15 protein-coding genes are annotated in these 13,503 nt (G+C 54.9%); 11 read left to right on the top strand and 4 right to left on the bottom strand.

All coding sequences use genetic code 11. The annotated features are described in order from the left end of the window. The first annotated feature begins 39 nt into the window (after positions 1-39). From ACXKZD_RS08070 to cmoB, 3 genes are all read left to right on the top strand, one after another. A complete protein-coding gene (locus ACXKZD_RS08070) occupies positions 40-435 on the top strand; it encodes an MAPEG family protein (RefSeq protein ID WP_010258617.1) in 396 nt (131 codons plus the stop codon). 81 nt (positions 436-516) lie between these two features. Next, a complete protein-coding gene (gene cmoA, locus ACXKZD_RS08065; protein WP_010258614.1) occupies positions 517-1,245 on the top strand; it encodes a carboxy-S-adenosyl-L-methionine synthase CmoA in 729 nt (242 codons plus the stop codon). After that, complete coding sequence (gene cmoB / locus ACXKZD_RS08060) at positions 1,242-2,210, top strand: tRNA 5-methoxyuridine(34)/uridine 5-oxyacetic acid(34) synthase CmoB (protein ID WP_010258611.1); 969 nt, start codon at positions 1,242-1,244, stop codon at positions 2,208-2,210. Before cmoA ends, cmoB begins: the two co-directional genes overlap by 4 nt. Before the next feature lie 4 nt (positions 2,211-2,214). Here the strand turns inward: cmoB and ACXKZD_RS08055 are convergent, their stop codons facing one another. Next, positions 2,215-2,835, bottom strand: a complete 621-nt coding sequence (locus tag ACXKZD_RS08055) for a LysE family translocator (protein WP_033787624.1) — start codon at positions 2,833-2,835, stop codon at positions 2,215-2,217. 154 nt (positions 2,836-2,989) lie between these two features. On the opposite strand from ACXKZD_RS08055, the gene ACXKZD_RS08050 reads away from it, so the two are divergent. After that, positions 2,990-4,087: a glycerol dehydrogenase gene (locus tag ACXKZD_RS08050; protein WP_033787622.1), complete on the top strand. Its 1,098-nt coding sequence runs from the start codon at positions 2,990-2,992 to the stop codon at positions 4,085-4,087. Between the two features lie 30 nt (positions 4,088-4,117). Here the strand turns inward: ACXKZD_RS08050 and ACXKZD_RS08045 are convergent, their stop codons facing one another. Both ACXKZD_RS08045 and cutC read right to left on the bottom strand, forming a co-directional pair. Beyond that, positions 4,118-4,966, bottom strand: a complete 849-nt coding sequence (locus ACXKZD_RS08045) for a hypothetical protein (RefSeq protein WP_010258604.1) — start codon at positions 4,964-4,966, stop codon at positions 4,118-4,120. Positions 4,967-5,388: 422 nt separating this feature from the next. Further along, positions 5,389-6,141 (bottom strand): copper homeostasis protein CutC, encoded by a 753-nt coding sequence (gene cutC / locus ACXKZD_RS08040; protein ID WP_187484297.1) that lies wholly within the window; start codon positions 6,139-6,141, stop codon positions 5,389-5,391. 85 nt (positions 6,142-6,226) lie between these two features. Between cutC and ACXKZD_RS08035 the strand changes: the two genes are divergently transcribed. Next, entirely contained in the window at positions 6,227-7,372 is a 1,146-nt protein-coding gene (locus ACXKZD_RS08035; RefSeq protein WP_050679615.1) for a MalY/PatB family protein, read from the top strand. On the opposite strand, the gene ACXKZD_RS08030 is transcribed toward ACXKZD_RS08035, so the two are convergent. Further along, positions 7,369-7,929, bottom strand: coding sequence for a VOC family protein (locus ACXKZD_RS08030; RefSeq protein WP_061703859.1), 561 nt, complete (start codon positions 7,927-7,929; stop codon positions 7,369-7,371). The genes ACXKZD_RS08035 and ACXKZD_RS08030 overlap by 4 nt on opposite strands. Before the next feature lie 314 nt (positions 7,930-8,243). On the opposite strand from ACXKZD_RS08030, the gene ACXKZD_RS08025 reads away from it, so the two are divergent. The 6 genes from ACXKZD_RS08025 (at position 8,244) to ACXKZD_RS08000 (ending at position 13,345) form a co-directional block, all read left to right on the top strand. Then, a complete protein-coding gene (locus tag ACXKZD_RS08025) occupies positions 8,244-8,366 on the top strand; it encodes a hypothetical protein (RefSeq protein ID WP_009089698.1) in 123 nt (40 codons plus the stop codon). 209 nt (positions 8,367-8,575) lie between these two features. Beyond that, positions 8,576-10,306, top strand: coding sequence for an arginine--tRNA ligase (gene argS / locus ACXKZD_RS08020; protein WP_010258588.1), 1,731 nt, complete (start codon positions 8,576-8,578; stop codon positions 10,304-10,306). 87 nt (positions 10,307-10,393) lie between these two features. Next, entirely contained in the window at positions 10,394-11,329 is a 936-nt protein-coding gene (locus ACXKZD_RS08015; protein WP_033787618.1) for a LysR family transcriptional regulator, read from the top strand. A gap of 212 nt (positions 11,330-11,541) precedes the next feature. Beyond that, on the top strand, positions 11,542-12,540 hold the full coding sequence (locus ACXKZD_RS08010; protein WP_061703857.1) for an aldo/keto reductase: 999 nt from the start codon (positions 11,542-11,544) through the stop codon (positions 12,538-12,540). A gap of 74 nt (positions 12,541-12,614) precedes the next feature. After that, positions 12,615-12,932, top strand: coding sequence for a type II toxin-antitoxin system RelE/ParE family toxin (locus tag ACXKZD_RS08005; RefSeq protein WP_010670815.1), 318 nt, complete (start codon positions 12,615-12,617; stop codon positions 12,930-12,932). 80 nt (positions 12,933-13,012) lie between these two features. Then, entirely contained in the window at positions 13,013-13,345 is a 333-nt protein-coding gene (locus tag ACXKZD_RS08000; RefSeq protein ID WP_010258577.1) for a HigA family addiction module antitoxin, read from the top strand. The last annotated feature ends 158 nt before the right edge of the window (positions 13,346-13,503 follow it).

Genomic DNA, 13,503 nt, shown 5'->3' with positions numbered 1-13,503 from the left:
GTTAGAATAGAAGCATTATGGACAGTCGCAGGGGTGGCAATGGTTAGCGCGTTATATGTGGTGATGGGTGCATTACTGGTGATGAAATTCACGCTGGACGTGGTCCGCTATCGCCGATTCTACCGTGTGGCGTATGGCGATGGCGGCTACCATGACCTGAAAATGGCGATTCGCATTCACGGCAACGCCATCGAAACCATTCCGCTGGCGCTGTTCCTGCTGGTAATGATGGAGATGAACGGCGCCGATATCTGGATGGTGCATCTCACGGGTCTGCTGTTCTTTATCAGTCGCCTGCTGCACGCCTGGGGTTTGCGCAGCAGCGCAATGGCAGGCCGCAAATATGGCATGCTGCTGACGCTGTTTTCCCTGTGCGGCATGGTGATTTTTAACCTGATATATATGCCGTGGGAACTGGTGCTGACGCTGCATTAAGCTGGCCTGGGTTAAGGGGTGCAGCCCGCCCCACTTTCTGCGAGAATAGCGCCCTTTCCGTCGTCTCTTCGGATTTTCGATATGTCTGACCGCGATCAACTCTTCTCAGCGCCCATTGCAAAACTGGGCGACTGGACTTTTGACGAGCGTGTAGCTGAAGTCTTTCCTGACATGATTCAGCGCTCGGTGCCGGGCTACTCCAACATCATTTCGATGATTGGCATGCTGGCAGAACGTTTTGTTACCCCGGACAGCAAGGTTTATGACCTGGGCTGCTCGCTGGGCGCGGCCACCCTGTCGGTGCGCCGCAATATTCAGGTGCCGGGTTGCCAGATCATTGCAGTGGATAACTCCCCGGCGATGGTGGAGCGCTGTCGTCGGCATCTTGATGCGTTTCGCGCGGACACGCCGGTAACGGTGCTGGAAGCGGATATCCGCGACATTGAGATTGAGAACGCCTCTCTGGTGGTACTCAACTTTACGCTGCAGTTTCTGGAACCACCTGCGCGTCTGGCGCTGCTGGAAAAGATCTGGCAGGGACTGAAACCGGGCGGCGCGCTGGTGCTGTCAGAAAAATTCAGTTTTGAAGATGCCGAAGTCGGTGAGCTGCTGTTTAACATGCATCACGACTTCAAGCGCGCCAACGGCTACAGCGAACTGGAAATCAGCCAGAAACGCAGCATGCTGGAAAATGTGATGCTGACTGACAGCGTTGAAGCTCATAAAGCCCGTCTGAAACAGGCCGGTTTCTCGCACGCCGAACTCTGGTTCCAGTGCTTTAATTTTGGATCTCTGGTGGCGTTGAAATGATCGACTTTGGCCGTTTTTATCAGCAAATTGCGGTGGGACCGCTGGCGAAGTGGCTGGAAGTCTTACCGGCGCAAATCAGCGAGTGGCAGCGTGAAAACCTGCATGGGCACTTCCGCGACTGGTACAAGTCGCTGGAGTATCTGCCGCTGCTGGAGCCTCAAAAACTTGACCTGCTGCACAGCGTTACTGCCGACCGCGATGACATCAGCGATCGCCATCGTCAGGGTATTGAGAAATTACTGCGCAACCTGATGCCGTGGCGTAAGGGGCCCTATTTCCTTTATGGCACCCACATCAACACCGAATGGCGATCTGACTGGAAGTGGGAGCGCGTGCTACCGCACATCTCTCCGCTGGCCGGCCGCACAGTGCTCGATGTGGGCTGCGGCAGTGGCTATCACATGTGGCGGATGATTGGCGCGGGTGCCCATCTGGTGGTTGGCATCGATCCAATGCAGCTGTTCCTGGTGCAGTTCGAAGCGGTACGTAAGCTGCTGAACGACGATCGCCGGGCGCATATGCTGCCGCTGGGCATTGAGCAGTTACCGGTATTGCAGGCGTTCGATACCGTGTTCTCGATGGGCGTGCTCTATCATCGCCGTTCGCCGCTGGATCACCTGTTACAGCTTAAGAATCAGCTGGTCAGCGGTGGCGAACTGGTGCTGGAGACGCTGGTGATTGAGGGCGATGTAAATCAGGTGCTGGTGCCCGGTGAGCGATATGCGCAGATGCGCAATGTCTTCTTTATTCCGTCAGCTGAAGCGCTGAAAAGCTGGCTTGAAAAAAGCGGCTTTGTGGATGTCCGGATTGTCGATTTCGCCCTCACTACCACTGAAGAGCAACGCCGTACTGACTGGATGACCAGCGAGTCTCTGGCTGAATTCCTCGATCCCGATGACCCCAGCAAAACGGTCGAGGGCTATCCGGCGCCTCTGCGCGCCGTGCTGGTCGCCACCAAACCGTAATACCCTAGCGGCGAGACAATGCCAGTTTCGCCGCAAATCCTATAAATACGCAGCCGGTCAGACGATCCATCACCTTCAGCACCCGCGGTTTGCGCAAATGACCGGCGAAATAGTGGCTGCCGCCAATCAGTACCGCATTCCAGATCAGCCCCAGCAGCATGTGTGCCAGCGCCATCAGACTACACCAGAGCGCCACCGACGCCCCCGCCGGGATAAACTGTGGCAAAAAACTCACATAGAAGATCCCCACTTTGGGGTTTAGCAGATTGCCCAGCAGCCCGCGGCTGAAACAGGCAAGATAGCCCTGTTGCAGCGCCGGTTGTTGCGAGTCGATTGCTGCGTGGCGGGGTTTCAGCAACAATTTCAGCCCCAGATAAAGTAACCAAGCGGCACCCAGCCACTTAAGCAGGTTATAGGCCATTTCGGAGGCCAGCAGCAGCGCGCCTAATCCGAATCCCACCGCGACACCCCAGACCAGGCAGCCGAGCGTGATACCCAGGGCCGTCACGCTGGCGCGCTTTGCGCCCTGAGCGATTGCTGAGCGCAGCACCAGCGCGGTATCAAAGCCTGGCGTCAGCGTCAGTATGGTGATGGCAAACAGAAATGAAAACAGCGTGGTGGTCATGGCGTTCTCCCTGGAGGTAACAGCCGGTCAGCAGCGTATGGGTGTCCTGCCAGCGTAACAGGCCCGTCGAATTATCTCACTCATGTCACTCTCCCTGTTCGTCAGCGTGTGCCAGGCTAAGGGCGGTTTAACTTCATATTAAGGAGCTGTGATTATGAGTAAATTTATCTTCTCTTCACCCCATAAATATGTGCAGGGCGCGGGCGTGCTGGATGAGCTGGGCCCCTACGTGGCCGAACTGGGTGATAACGCTTTCCTGGTCGCGGATGATGTCGTCTGGAAATTGATCGGCGAACGCGCCCAACAGGCGCTGCAAAAGGCGGGCGTTACCTTCAACTGGCACCCGTTCAACGGCGAGGCGTCGAGCAATGAGATCACCCGTCTGAGCCAGCTGGCGAAAAACCAGGGCTGTAACGTGGTTGTCGGGCTGGGCGGCGGCAAAACGCTGGATACGGTTAAAGCGGTGGCGGATGAGCTGAAGCAGCCGGTAGCCATCGTGCCTACTATCGCCTCCACCGATGCCCCCTGTAGCGCGCTGTCGGTCATCTATTCTGATAGCGGCGTATTTGAGAGCTATCGCTTCTACAGTAAAAATCCTGATTTGGTGCTGGTGGACACCGCCGTCTGCGCCAGTGCGCCAGCACGACTCTTTGCCTCCGGCATTGCCGATGGACTGGCGACCTGGGTTGAAGCGCAGGCGGTGGCGCGTTCGCATTCAAAATCGATGGTCAATGGTGATCCGACAATTGCCGGATTGGCGATTGCCCGTGCCTGTGAAGAAACGCTGCTTACCTGGGGTTACAGCGCCTATGTTGCCGTCACCCAAAAACGAGTGACGCCCGCCGTGGAAGCGGTGGTTGAGGCGAATACGCTGCTATCAGGGCTGGGTTTTGAAAACGGAGGGCTGGCAGCTGCGCACGCTATTCATAATGGGTTCACCGCGATTGATGGTGATATCCACCATCTGACCCATGGCGAGAAAGTCGCCTACGGCACACTGACGCAGATGGTGCTTGAGAAGCGTCCGGATGAGGACATTGCGCGCTATATCCGCTTCTATCGCTCGATCAACATGCCGACCACGCTCCGGGAGCTGCATCTGGAAAATGAGAGCTGGGAGAATCTGGTCAAAGTGGGTGCACTGGCGAACAGTGAGGGCGACACGCTGAAAAACCTTAATCCAAACCTTTCACCGGAAGATATTGCAAACGCGCTGCTGGCGCTGGATGCCTTTAGTCAGACGGTTAAATAACCACCCGACAGGCGATCATCCGATCGCCTTTTACTCCGCCGCCGCTGGCTGGTCCCAGTACTCATATTTGTAGGCGGAACTGAGATGGCGCTCAATAGTGCCGCGCGTGAAGATTTCGGTCTCATGCAGATAACTCAGGGTACAGTTACCCACCTGATCCCAGGACTGACACTCATCTACTGACCGGATGGTGCTCAGCGGTGTGGTCGCCGTGCCGTTGAGCCGCACTTCACGCCATTGGGGATCGTAGGTATAACTGTCGGTGCTGCGGGCCGATGTGGTGCGGGTCACCAGACCCTGCGGATTCCAGTGGTAATGATTTTCACCGTTGGTCAGGGGATCGCTGCCGCGCGCCACGCTCTTCTCCAGCCTGAACTGCCGATCATAACGGTAAGTCGTGTCGGTAAAGCCGCTTTTACCCATGCTGGTAAACCTGTCGGAGGCGCTGGTAATGTTGCCATGCTGACCTTTCTGCCAGTTAATCGTCCCCTGTCGGTTATCGACCACCACCTCTTTGCCCTCTTTCAGCACTTTTACCAGATACGCATATTCCGCCACCCAGCCGCCCTGCACCCGGGCAATGTGTTGCTCCATACTGAGAATAACGTTGCGCTCACTTTTGTCATAGCTGACGTCGGCAACCGTCAGATCGCCACAGGCGTCAAACTGCCCCAACACCCGCTTTTGCGAGTTCACATCTTTGCCAAACTCACCCGCAACCACCTGCTTCACCGCGCCTTTCGCATTCCCGCCCAGCAAAATCAGGTTATTGCTGTTAGCCACAGCAGCGTTGTTCGGGCTGCATGCGCTGGCCGCAGCGCTGCCACTGCAGAGAGCAGTCAGGATCAGAGTCAGGACAGCAATCGGATTGGGTTTCATAGGATACTTTTCCAGGCGACGTTGCTTTCAGTGTAAACGCTGCGGTGATGAACAGCGGCAATCTGTGAAGATTTCAGCCTGCATCGCCTTTTAAGGTTTTAAGGACCGGAGAGGCGACACGGTTTCAGCATAACGAATAAAGCGGGTGATTAGGTTGCTGCCGGGCCTGAAAGTCCTGGATGACATGTAATGATTAATAAGGGGCAGGTGATTTTTATCGAGCCAGGCGAAAGAGTGATAACTTCGCTGCAGCCAGATTTCAGATCCCTCTGACATCAATAACATGCCAGAGAAGCGCAAAACAATTTAACCGGGACGGCGTGTGCTTTACACAAAAAGAACCCCAGCAAGGATACTGGGGTTTGGTACTTGCAAACACCACGTCAATGATCGGCGTGCTGCGCGGCAAAATCTGTTGTGGTTCAGGCGACCCGAACGGTGCTCATCTGCATCACGCTTTTCATCGCCTCAACCACATCGCCGTCTACACAGTAGCGGCTGAACTCGTCAGTCTCGGCTTCTGAACACATGGAGACCCCCGCTTTGCGGTAGCGCATCGGCGACGCGACAAGGCGACTGGCCGAGCTGTGAACTTCCTCAATCCCCATGTCGAGAAACTTTTGCAGGTTGCTGAGACGTACCCCGGCACCCGCCATAATAATAGGACCGGTGCTGGCCTCATTTAGTTCCCTGAGTAATGCAATTCCGTTTTCAGCGCTCTGCTGCTGACCGGATGTCAGAATACGCGCCACTCCCAAATCCGTTAGTTCTTCCAGCGCACGCCTGGGGCTGTGACAGAGATCGAAGGCGCGATGAAAGGTTACGGCCAGGCCGTCACACAGCGCCATAATCTGCCGCATCTGACCATGATGAATGTGAGCATCTTCATCCAGCATCCCAATCACCAGACCAGGAAAACCAAGTTCACGGATTAACGCCACATCCGATTTCATCGCTTCAAATTCGCGTGCGGTGTAACAAAAATCGCCACCACGTGGCCGGACAATAGGATGAACCGGAATCGAAACTTCTTGCCGGGCGGCATTCAGCATCCCCGCTGATGGGGTCAGGCCGCCTTCACGCGGTGCGGCACAGAGTTCAACCCGATCGGCGCCCGCCTGTTGTGCGGTCACAGCGCAATCCACGCCATAGCAGCAAATTTCCAGTGTGGTCATTCTCTTCTCCTTTACATGACTCTGGTTCAAGGCAGATTCATCAGTTAGTCTGGCTGCTGGAATGAGTTTACCGGGAAAGTTAACTATGGCATTCAATTTCGACCAACGGATAGACCGTCGTCACAGCGATAGCCTTAAATGGAACAAATATGCGGACCAGGACATTCTGCCGTTGTGGGTGGCAGACACCGATTTCCGATCGCCTGACTGCGTCATCGATGCGATTAAAACCCGTGCCGAACATGGGATTTTTGGCTATGGCGACACGCCAGTTGAATTTATCGATAGTGCGATAGCCTGGCTCGCCTCGCGCTATCAGTGGCACGTTAATCCGGAATGGATTGTGGTTTTGCCGGGTGTCGTAAGCGGTCTGAATCTGGCAGTGCGCGCTTTCACCGCGCCTGATGAGCTGACGATTGCGCCAACACCCATCTATCCGCCGTTTCGCGGTGCAGCAAAACTGGCAGAGCGCGGTCAGATCACGCTGCCACTGACGCTGCAAGAGGGACGCTGGCTACTGGATCTGGCTGCGCCGCAAGGTCAGCTGGACGATAAAGCGCGGCTGTTAATGCTGTGCAACCCGCAGAATCCGGGCGGCACCGTCTATCGCCGCGAGGAACTGCAGGCGCAGCTGGAATTTGCGCAGAAGCACGATTTGATTGTCTGTTCCGACGAGATCCACAGCGATCTGCTGCTGGAACCCGGCGTTAAGCACCTACCCTTTGCTTCACTGAGCGAAGATGCAGCCCAGCGTAGCGTGACGCTGATGTCACCCTCAAAGTCCTTTAATATTGCCGGTCTGGGGGCTTCCATCGCCATCATCCCCAACGCCGGGCTGCGCGCGCGCTTTAACCGGGTACGACGCGGCATTGTGCCGGATGTTGATATTCTGGCACTCACGGCAGCAGCAGCGGCATGGCGCGAGGGTGAGCCCTGGCTGAATGCGCAGAATGCCTATCTGCGCAGTAACCGTGACTGGCTGGTGTCGCAGGTCAATAAGATGACCGGCCTGTCACTCGCCTCGCCGGAAGCGACCTACCTGGCCTGGATCGACGCCAGCGCGCTGGGTGTGGCCAGCCCGGCGCTCTATTTTGAAAAGCACGGGCTGGGCTTAACCGCCGGACGTGAGTTTGGCAATGACCAGTTTGTCCGGCTCAATTTCGGCTGTACCCGCGCGCTGCTCGACGAAGCTGTTGCGCGCCTGAAGCGTGCGTTAGCCGCCCGCCTTTAGTTCTGTTCGCTGGCGACAATCTCCTCCAGTCGCCACGGATGGAACTTGATTGTCGTCTGCCCATCCGTAACCGCCAGGGTCGGATTGGGCAGGCGCTCATTCTCGCCCTGCGGTGAACTGGTTTTAAATGAAATACCCGGCTGCGTCAGCGCCTCATCTGACAGCAAGGCCATCGCGCGCACGCCCAGCGTCTGATGATCGCCCCGTAACACCACCTCAATATGCTCCCAGCCTTCATGGCGATAACGCTTTTCACCCGGCCATGGCAGTTCAACCACATCAATCTGCCTGCCTGCGACAATCAGCGGGTCATGGAGTTTAAACAGGCAAATCTGCCTGCCGTTGATCATCGCCGCCGAAAACTGCGTGCCAATCTGCTGCAAACCTTGCTGCCAGCGCATCGCCGTCGTGTCCTGATGGCAACGCACCGCGATATGGTCCACTTCCAGATCGGTAAGACGCAAACCGAGCCGCTGCGCAAAACTTTGCAACGATTCTTCAAAACGTCCTAAATCTGTCTTTAAATCATCCAATTCTGCCGGAAAAGTTCTCGTCACTACCCCAGTTCCTCTCAATTTGTTTAGCATTTATAACCCGCCTGGCTTTTGGCGCGCCGCATGCTGAGCATCACATAATGATAAGATTCATCTTATTTGGCCCGAAATTTAACGCTAATCCTTATAATAACATCTTTCATTTCGGATTTATCTCCTGTTTAGGACCATGAGTTCCTTGATGAAAGCATGTTAACTATATGATTATTATCAACTTCTTTAATACAATAAGATAACTCTCATTTACCTGGCAAACAATTGCAGCCCACCCCGCCTTCCTATAAATTTGACCTAACACAACCAAAAGGAATGGCTCTATGTCTATGCTCATCGTTGTCGCTGTCCTGATCGCACTGATGGGATTTGCAATCTCCCGCCATTGGAAGGTGCGTGAAGATAAAAGCGTAAAGAACCCACGCCGTCATCTGCGACGTCGTTAATGCCTCAGGGAAACATCTTATTCAGCTCTGTTTCCCCGCTTCATCCAACTGCTGACGCCCACTGACATTTCACGTATACTTTTCCCCTCATTTTTTCCGTTTTGTCTGCCCCATCCGTTTCTGCCTCTCCGTGACGCGATGCGCTCAGGCAAGATGATGACAGCCCGGCTTTCTGGTCCGGGCGTTGCTCAGCACATGAAGGTAACTCGGTGAATATTCAGGCACTTCTTTCCGCAAAAGTCAGTCAGGCAATGGTTTTAGCCGGCGCACCCGCCGATTGCGAACCCCAGGTTCGTCAATCCGCCCGGGTTCAGTTTGGAGACTATCAGGCCAACGGCATTATGGCCGTGGCGAAAAAGCTGGGACAGGCACCGCGACAATTAGCGGAAACGGTGATTCAGCACCTCGACCTGACCGGCATCGCCAGCAAAGTCGAAATTGCCGGGCCGGGCTTCATCAATATCTTCCTTGACCACAACTGGCTGGCCAGTCATGCCCGGGAAGCGCTGCGTCTGCCGCGCCTTGGCGTGCAGCTGGCCGAACCCCAGACTATCGTCGTCGACTACTCCGCGCCTAACGTTGCGAAAGAGATGCATGTGGGCCACGTCCGCTCCACCATCATTGGTGATGCGGCGGTGCGTACGCTGGAATTTCTCGGCCATAAAGTGATCCGTGCGAACCACGTTGGCGACTGGGGAACACAGTTCGGTATGCTGATCGCGTTCCTGGAAAAGCAGCAGAATGAAGATCATGCAGAGATGGCGCTGGCCGATCTCGAAGGCTTCTACCGTGAAGCCAAGCGCACTTATGATGAAGATCCTGAGTTTGCCGAGCGCGCACGCAGTTATGTGGTGAAATTACAGGGCGGCGATGACTATTGCCGCCAGATGTGGAAGAAGCTGGTCGACATCACCATGAGTCAGAACCAGAAAATCTATGACCGCATGAACGTCACGCTGACGCGCAACGATGTTATGGGTGAAAGTCTCTATAACGATATGCTGCCTGGCATCGTCTCCGATCTGAAACAGAAAGGCTTAGCGGTAGAGAGTGAAGGTGCGACCGTGGTGTTCCTGGATGAATTCCAGAACAAAGAGGGTGAACCGATGGGCGTCATCATCCAGAAAAAGGATGGCGGCTACCTCTACACCACCACCGATATCGCCTGTGCGAAATATCGTTACGAAACGCTGAAAGCCGATCGTGTACTCTATTACATCGACTCACGTCAGCATCAGCATCTGGTTCAGGCCTGGACTATCGTCCGTAAAGCGGGTTATGTGCCGGAATCTGTTCCGCTGGAGCACCATGCGTTCGGCATGATGCTGGGCAAAGATGGCCGTCCGTTCAAAACCCGCAGCGGCGGCACCATCAAGCTCTCCGATCTGCTGGATGAAGCCTATCAGCGTGCCTACACGCTGGTGCGTGAGAAGAACCCGGAGATGAGCGAAGCGGAAGTGAAAACGCTGGCGGAAGTGGTTGGCATCAGCGCGGTGAAATACGCCGATCTGTCAAAAAGCCGTACTACCGATTACATTTTCGACTGGGACAACATGCTGGCGTTCGAAGGCAACACCGCGCCTTACATGCAGTATGCCTATACCCGCGTTCTCTCCGTGTTCCGCAAGGCGGGCATTGATGCCGATTCGCTGGATGCGGAGATTGTGATCAGCGAAGAGCGTGAAGCGCAGCTGGCCACCCGTCTGCTGCAGTTCGAAGAGGTTATTACGCAGGTCGCTCGTGACGGCACGCCACACGTGATGTGTGCCTATCTCTACGATCTGGCTGGTCTGTTCTCCGGATTCTACGAGCACTGCCCGATTCTCACCGCAGAATCAGACACAACCCGTCTGAGCCGACTGCAGCTGGCCGCACTGACCGCGAAGACGCTGAAGCAGGGTCTGGATACGCTGGGCATCGACACCGTCGAGCGCATGTAATCTCTGAAACGGAGAGGGGTTTCCCTCTCCGTTGCTGAATTCGTATATCCGCTCTGATCCCCCAAATCTTCGCAGCAGGATGGTGTTATGTCTGTAGCCGCGCACCTCATCAGCAGCCACCTTCCCACCATAAAACAGTTACAGTGCTTTCTGGCTGTTGCGCACGAGCTGAATTTTCGCCGGGCCGCAGAACGTATCAGCATGACGCAACCTCCGCTGACCCGTCAGATTCAGAGTCTGGAAGATCTGCTGGGCCACTCGCTGTTCAGCCGCACGACCCATGAGGTAACGCTCACCGATTCTGGCCGTGCGCTGGTCGCGAAAGCGGAAGCGATCCTGACTGCGCTGAATGCCCTGAAGCAGGATGCGCAGCCCGCAGCGGCACGGCTACGCATCGGGCTGACCCGCACGCTGAACTTTGAACTGATTTCGCCACTAAACCGGCAGCTCGCCGCTTTTCATGCCAGCGAAGAGATGGAGATGCCCCGCCTGACCTCCCCTCAGCTTTTGCAAAGCCTGGCCAAAAACAGTCTGGATTTAATACTTACCGGAGAAAAGGGGTCGGATGCGGAAGACACCATTCAGTACACCTGGGTTTACCGTGAGCCGCTGCTGATTGCCATACCGTCGGCGCATCCTGCCAGTGTGGCGGAACGGGTCTCGCTGGAAGCGCTGGCCGATCTGCCGCTGTTCTGGTTTGCCCGCAGCGCCAATCCGCTGTTTTACGATAAATGCGAGCGCTACTTCGCCACGCTCAGCGTCACGCTGAAACGGGTGAGAGAGCCGGACGATTCCCTGCTGATGCTGTCACACATCGCCAGAGGAAAAGGGTTCGCCCTGATGCCGCAGTCAAAATGCACCTTTAATCAGCCAGGTCTCTGTTATCGCCCGCTGACAGAAGATGCGGCACAGCCGCTGGCGATTGATGTTTACGCGGCGATTCGCGCCGATGAAAAAAATGAGGCGGTTCTCAATGCGCTGAGAGAACTCTCTCATCCCGGGAATGCGATAAAGTCCGCATGATGCCGCGCCGCTAAAACAGAGCGAAGCACCACCACACTCTTCTTCCTTGTTAATCCCCGCTCAGCCTGTTGCTGAGAGCTTACTGTGTCGACACGCCGGATGGATGTCTGAAGCCCTTTCATTCGCCTGATACCTTTTTTGCATGACGGAAAGAGCAATTCATTGCTTTCACGCGGAGTGAAACAATCGCGTCTCACATACGAGGAGCGACAATGAAAAAGCGAACGTTAACTCAGGGTCTGGACGTCAGCGCAATCGGCTATGGCGCGATGGGGCTCAGCGAATTTTATGGTCAGACCGATGACCGTCATTCCCTGCAACTGCTCAATAAGCTGCGCGATCTGGATATCACCTTTATCGATACCGCCGATCTTTACGGGCGCGGTCACAACGAGCAGTTGATAGGTCAGTTTCTTGCCGGGCTCAATCGGGCCGAACGGCTGAAGTTCACCGTTGCCACCAAATGTGGTATTGAACGCCCTGCTGATGCGGCCTATGCCCGCACCATCAACAATCAGCCGGACTACATTACCCGCTGCTGCCATGCATCACTGAAACGGCTAGGCGTGGAGCGTATCGATCTCTTTTATCTGCACCGGATCAGTCCGGCGACACCGATTGAGGAGAGCATGCAGTGTCTCAGCCGTCTGGTGCAGGAGGGAAAGATTGCCCGGATTGGGCTGTGTGAAGCATCGGCTTCAACGCTGAATCGGGCGCAGGCGATCCATCCGCTGGCCGCGCTGCAGACGGAGTATTCACTCTGGACGCGTGACATCGAAGAGGAGATTCTCCCTATGGTGAAAAAGCTCAGTATCGGACTGGTGCCCTACTCGCCGCTGGGCAGAGGATTCCTGACGGGTAAATACCGTAAAAACAGCGATTTTGCCGAGGGTGATTTCCGCAAAAATAATGACCGTTTCCGGCAGGAAAATATCGATCACAATCTCCAGCTTCTTAACGCGGTGACGCCACTTGCTGAGAAATATCACGCCACCACCGGGCAGATTGCGCTGGCCTGGCTACTGGCACAGTATGAAAAAATTGTGCCGATACCAGGCACCAAACAGATCGCTTACCTTACTGAAAACGCGCAGGCCGCAGATATCGAGCTAGAAGAGGAAGATATCGCGATGCTGAACGCTGTTCATCAGCAGATTGAAGTTAAAGGCGGTCGCTACTCTGAGGAGGGAATGAAGGGGGTGAACGCCTGAATACAAAATACGCACTTGCGCACTGTGCGTCGGTGCGTTAAATTGTCTTCAGTGTGATACAGGGAGGTAATGAGGTGGCAACGTTAAGGAATATTGAAAGTTTCAGGGATGACTGGCTTAAGGATTATTTTTTATATGGCAAATTTTCCAAAAGAATACCGTCAAGCCTCTCATCAGCGCTGGCGCGAAAGCTCGACATCATCAATGCGGCGATTAGCTATAAGGATTTAAAGTCGCCGCCAGGCAATCGTTATGAGGAACTAAACCCGCCTCTCAAGGGATATGCTTCAATCAGGGTCAATGAGCAATATCGGCTGATCTTTAAATGGATAGAAGGTAAGGCCGTTGACCTTTATCTGGATGCTCATAGCTATAAAACGCACAAGCGATGAAAACTGAGCCTGGCTGCATCAGGCGCTGTAAGACAGCATGTAACACATCAACCTCTGTCAGTAATAAAGAGAGCAAGACTATGAACCAGGCGACCCGCAAACCGACCACTGTCGGTGACGTATTACTTTACGAATATCTGGAGCCAACCGGCCTGAAGATTCTCGACTTAGCGGAGATGCTAAAAGTGCACCGCAACACCGTCAGCGCCCTGGTCAACAATAACCGGAAGCTGACGCCGGATATGGCTTTCAGGCTGGCTGCAGCCTTCGAAACCAGCGTTGAGTTCTGGCTTAATCTGCAAAACAGTGTCGATATCTGGGAAGTGATGCATGATGCCAGGGCACAGGAGGAGATCAGTCGCGTAACACCGTTGAAGGATTTTCTGGTGCAGAAAGAGAATCAGCTGGCGTGAAAAGCTTTATAACGCACTGGTCATGACGGGATTTGAAACGGGTCAATTATCTGTCAGCCGCTGGGTCAGGGTTAGCATCGGTTTACAGCCAGGGTCATCACGTAACAAGGGAGCCAGGAGGCGATCTCTGGCTCGCCTTCAGTCAATTCAGCAACGAT

The organism is Pantoea sp. ABR1s (genome assembly GCF_057812235.1).
This window is presented reverse-complemented; position numbering and strand designations above follow the sequence as displayed.

What these genes read in the sequence shown, in the direction of transcription:
- ACXKZD_RS08045 (WP_010258604.1), bottom strand. Translation starts at nt 4,966, where the DNA reads ATGAAACCCAATCCGATTGCTGTCCTGACTCTGATCCTGACTGCTCTC.
- ACXKZD_RS08000 (WP_010258577.1), top strand. Translation starts at nt 13,013, where the DNA reads ATGAACCAGGCGACCCGCAAACCGACCACTGTCGGTGACGTATTACTT.
- ACXKZD_RS08055 (WP_033787624.1), bottom strand. Translation starts at nt 2,835, where the DNA reads ATGACCACCACGCTGTTTTCATTTCTGTTTGCCATCACCATACTGACG.
- cmoA (WP_010258614.1), top strand. Translation starts at nt 517, where the DNA reads ATGTCTGACCGCGATCAACTCTTCTCAGCGCCCATTGCAAAACTGGGC.
- ACXKZD_RS08070 (WP_010258617.1), top strand. Translation starts at nt 40, where the DNA reads ATGGTTAGCGCGTTATATGTGGTGATGGGTGCATTACTGGTGATGAAA.
- cmoB (WP_010258611.1), top strand. Translation starts at nt 1,242, where the DNA reads ATGATCGACTTTGGCCGTTTTTATCAGCAAATTGCGGTGGGACCGCTG.
- ACXKZD_RS08050 (WP_033787622.1), top strand. Translation starts at nt 2,990, where the DNA reads ATGAGTAAATTTATCTTCTCTTCACCCCATAAATATGTGCAGGGCGCG.
- ACXKZD_RS08010 (WP_061703857.1), top strand. Translation starts at nt 11,542, where the DNA reads ATGAAAAAGCGAACGTTAACTCAGGGTCTGGACGTCAGCGCAATCGGC.
- ACXKZD_RS08035 (WP_050679615.1), top strand. Translation starts at nt 6,227, where the DNA reads ATGGCATTCAATTTCGACCAACGGATAGACCGTCGTCACAGCGATAGC.
- ACXKZD_RS08025 (WP_009089698.1), top strand. Translation starts at nt 8,244, where the DNA reads ATGTCTATGCTCATCGTTGTCGCTGTCCTGATCGCACTGATGGGATTT.
- cutC (WP_187484297.1), bottom strand. Translation starts at nt 6,141, where the DNA reads ATGACCACACTGGAAATTTGCTGCTATGGCGTGGATTGCGCTGTGACC.
- ACXKZD_RS08015 (WP_033787618.1), top strand. Translation starts at nt 10,394, where the DNA reads ATGTCTGTAGCCGCGCACCTCATCAGCAGCCACCTTCCCACCATAAAA.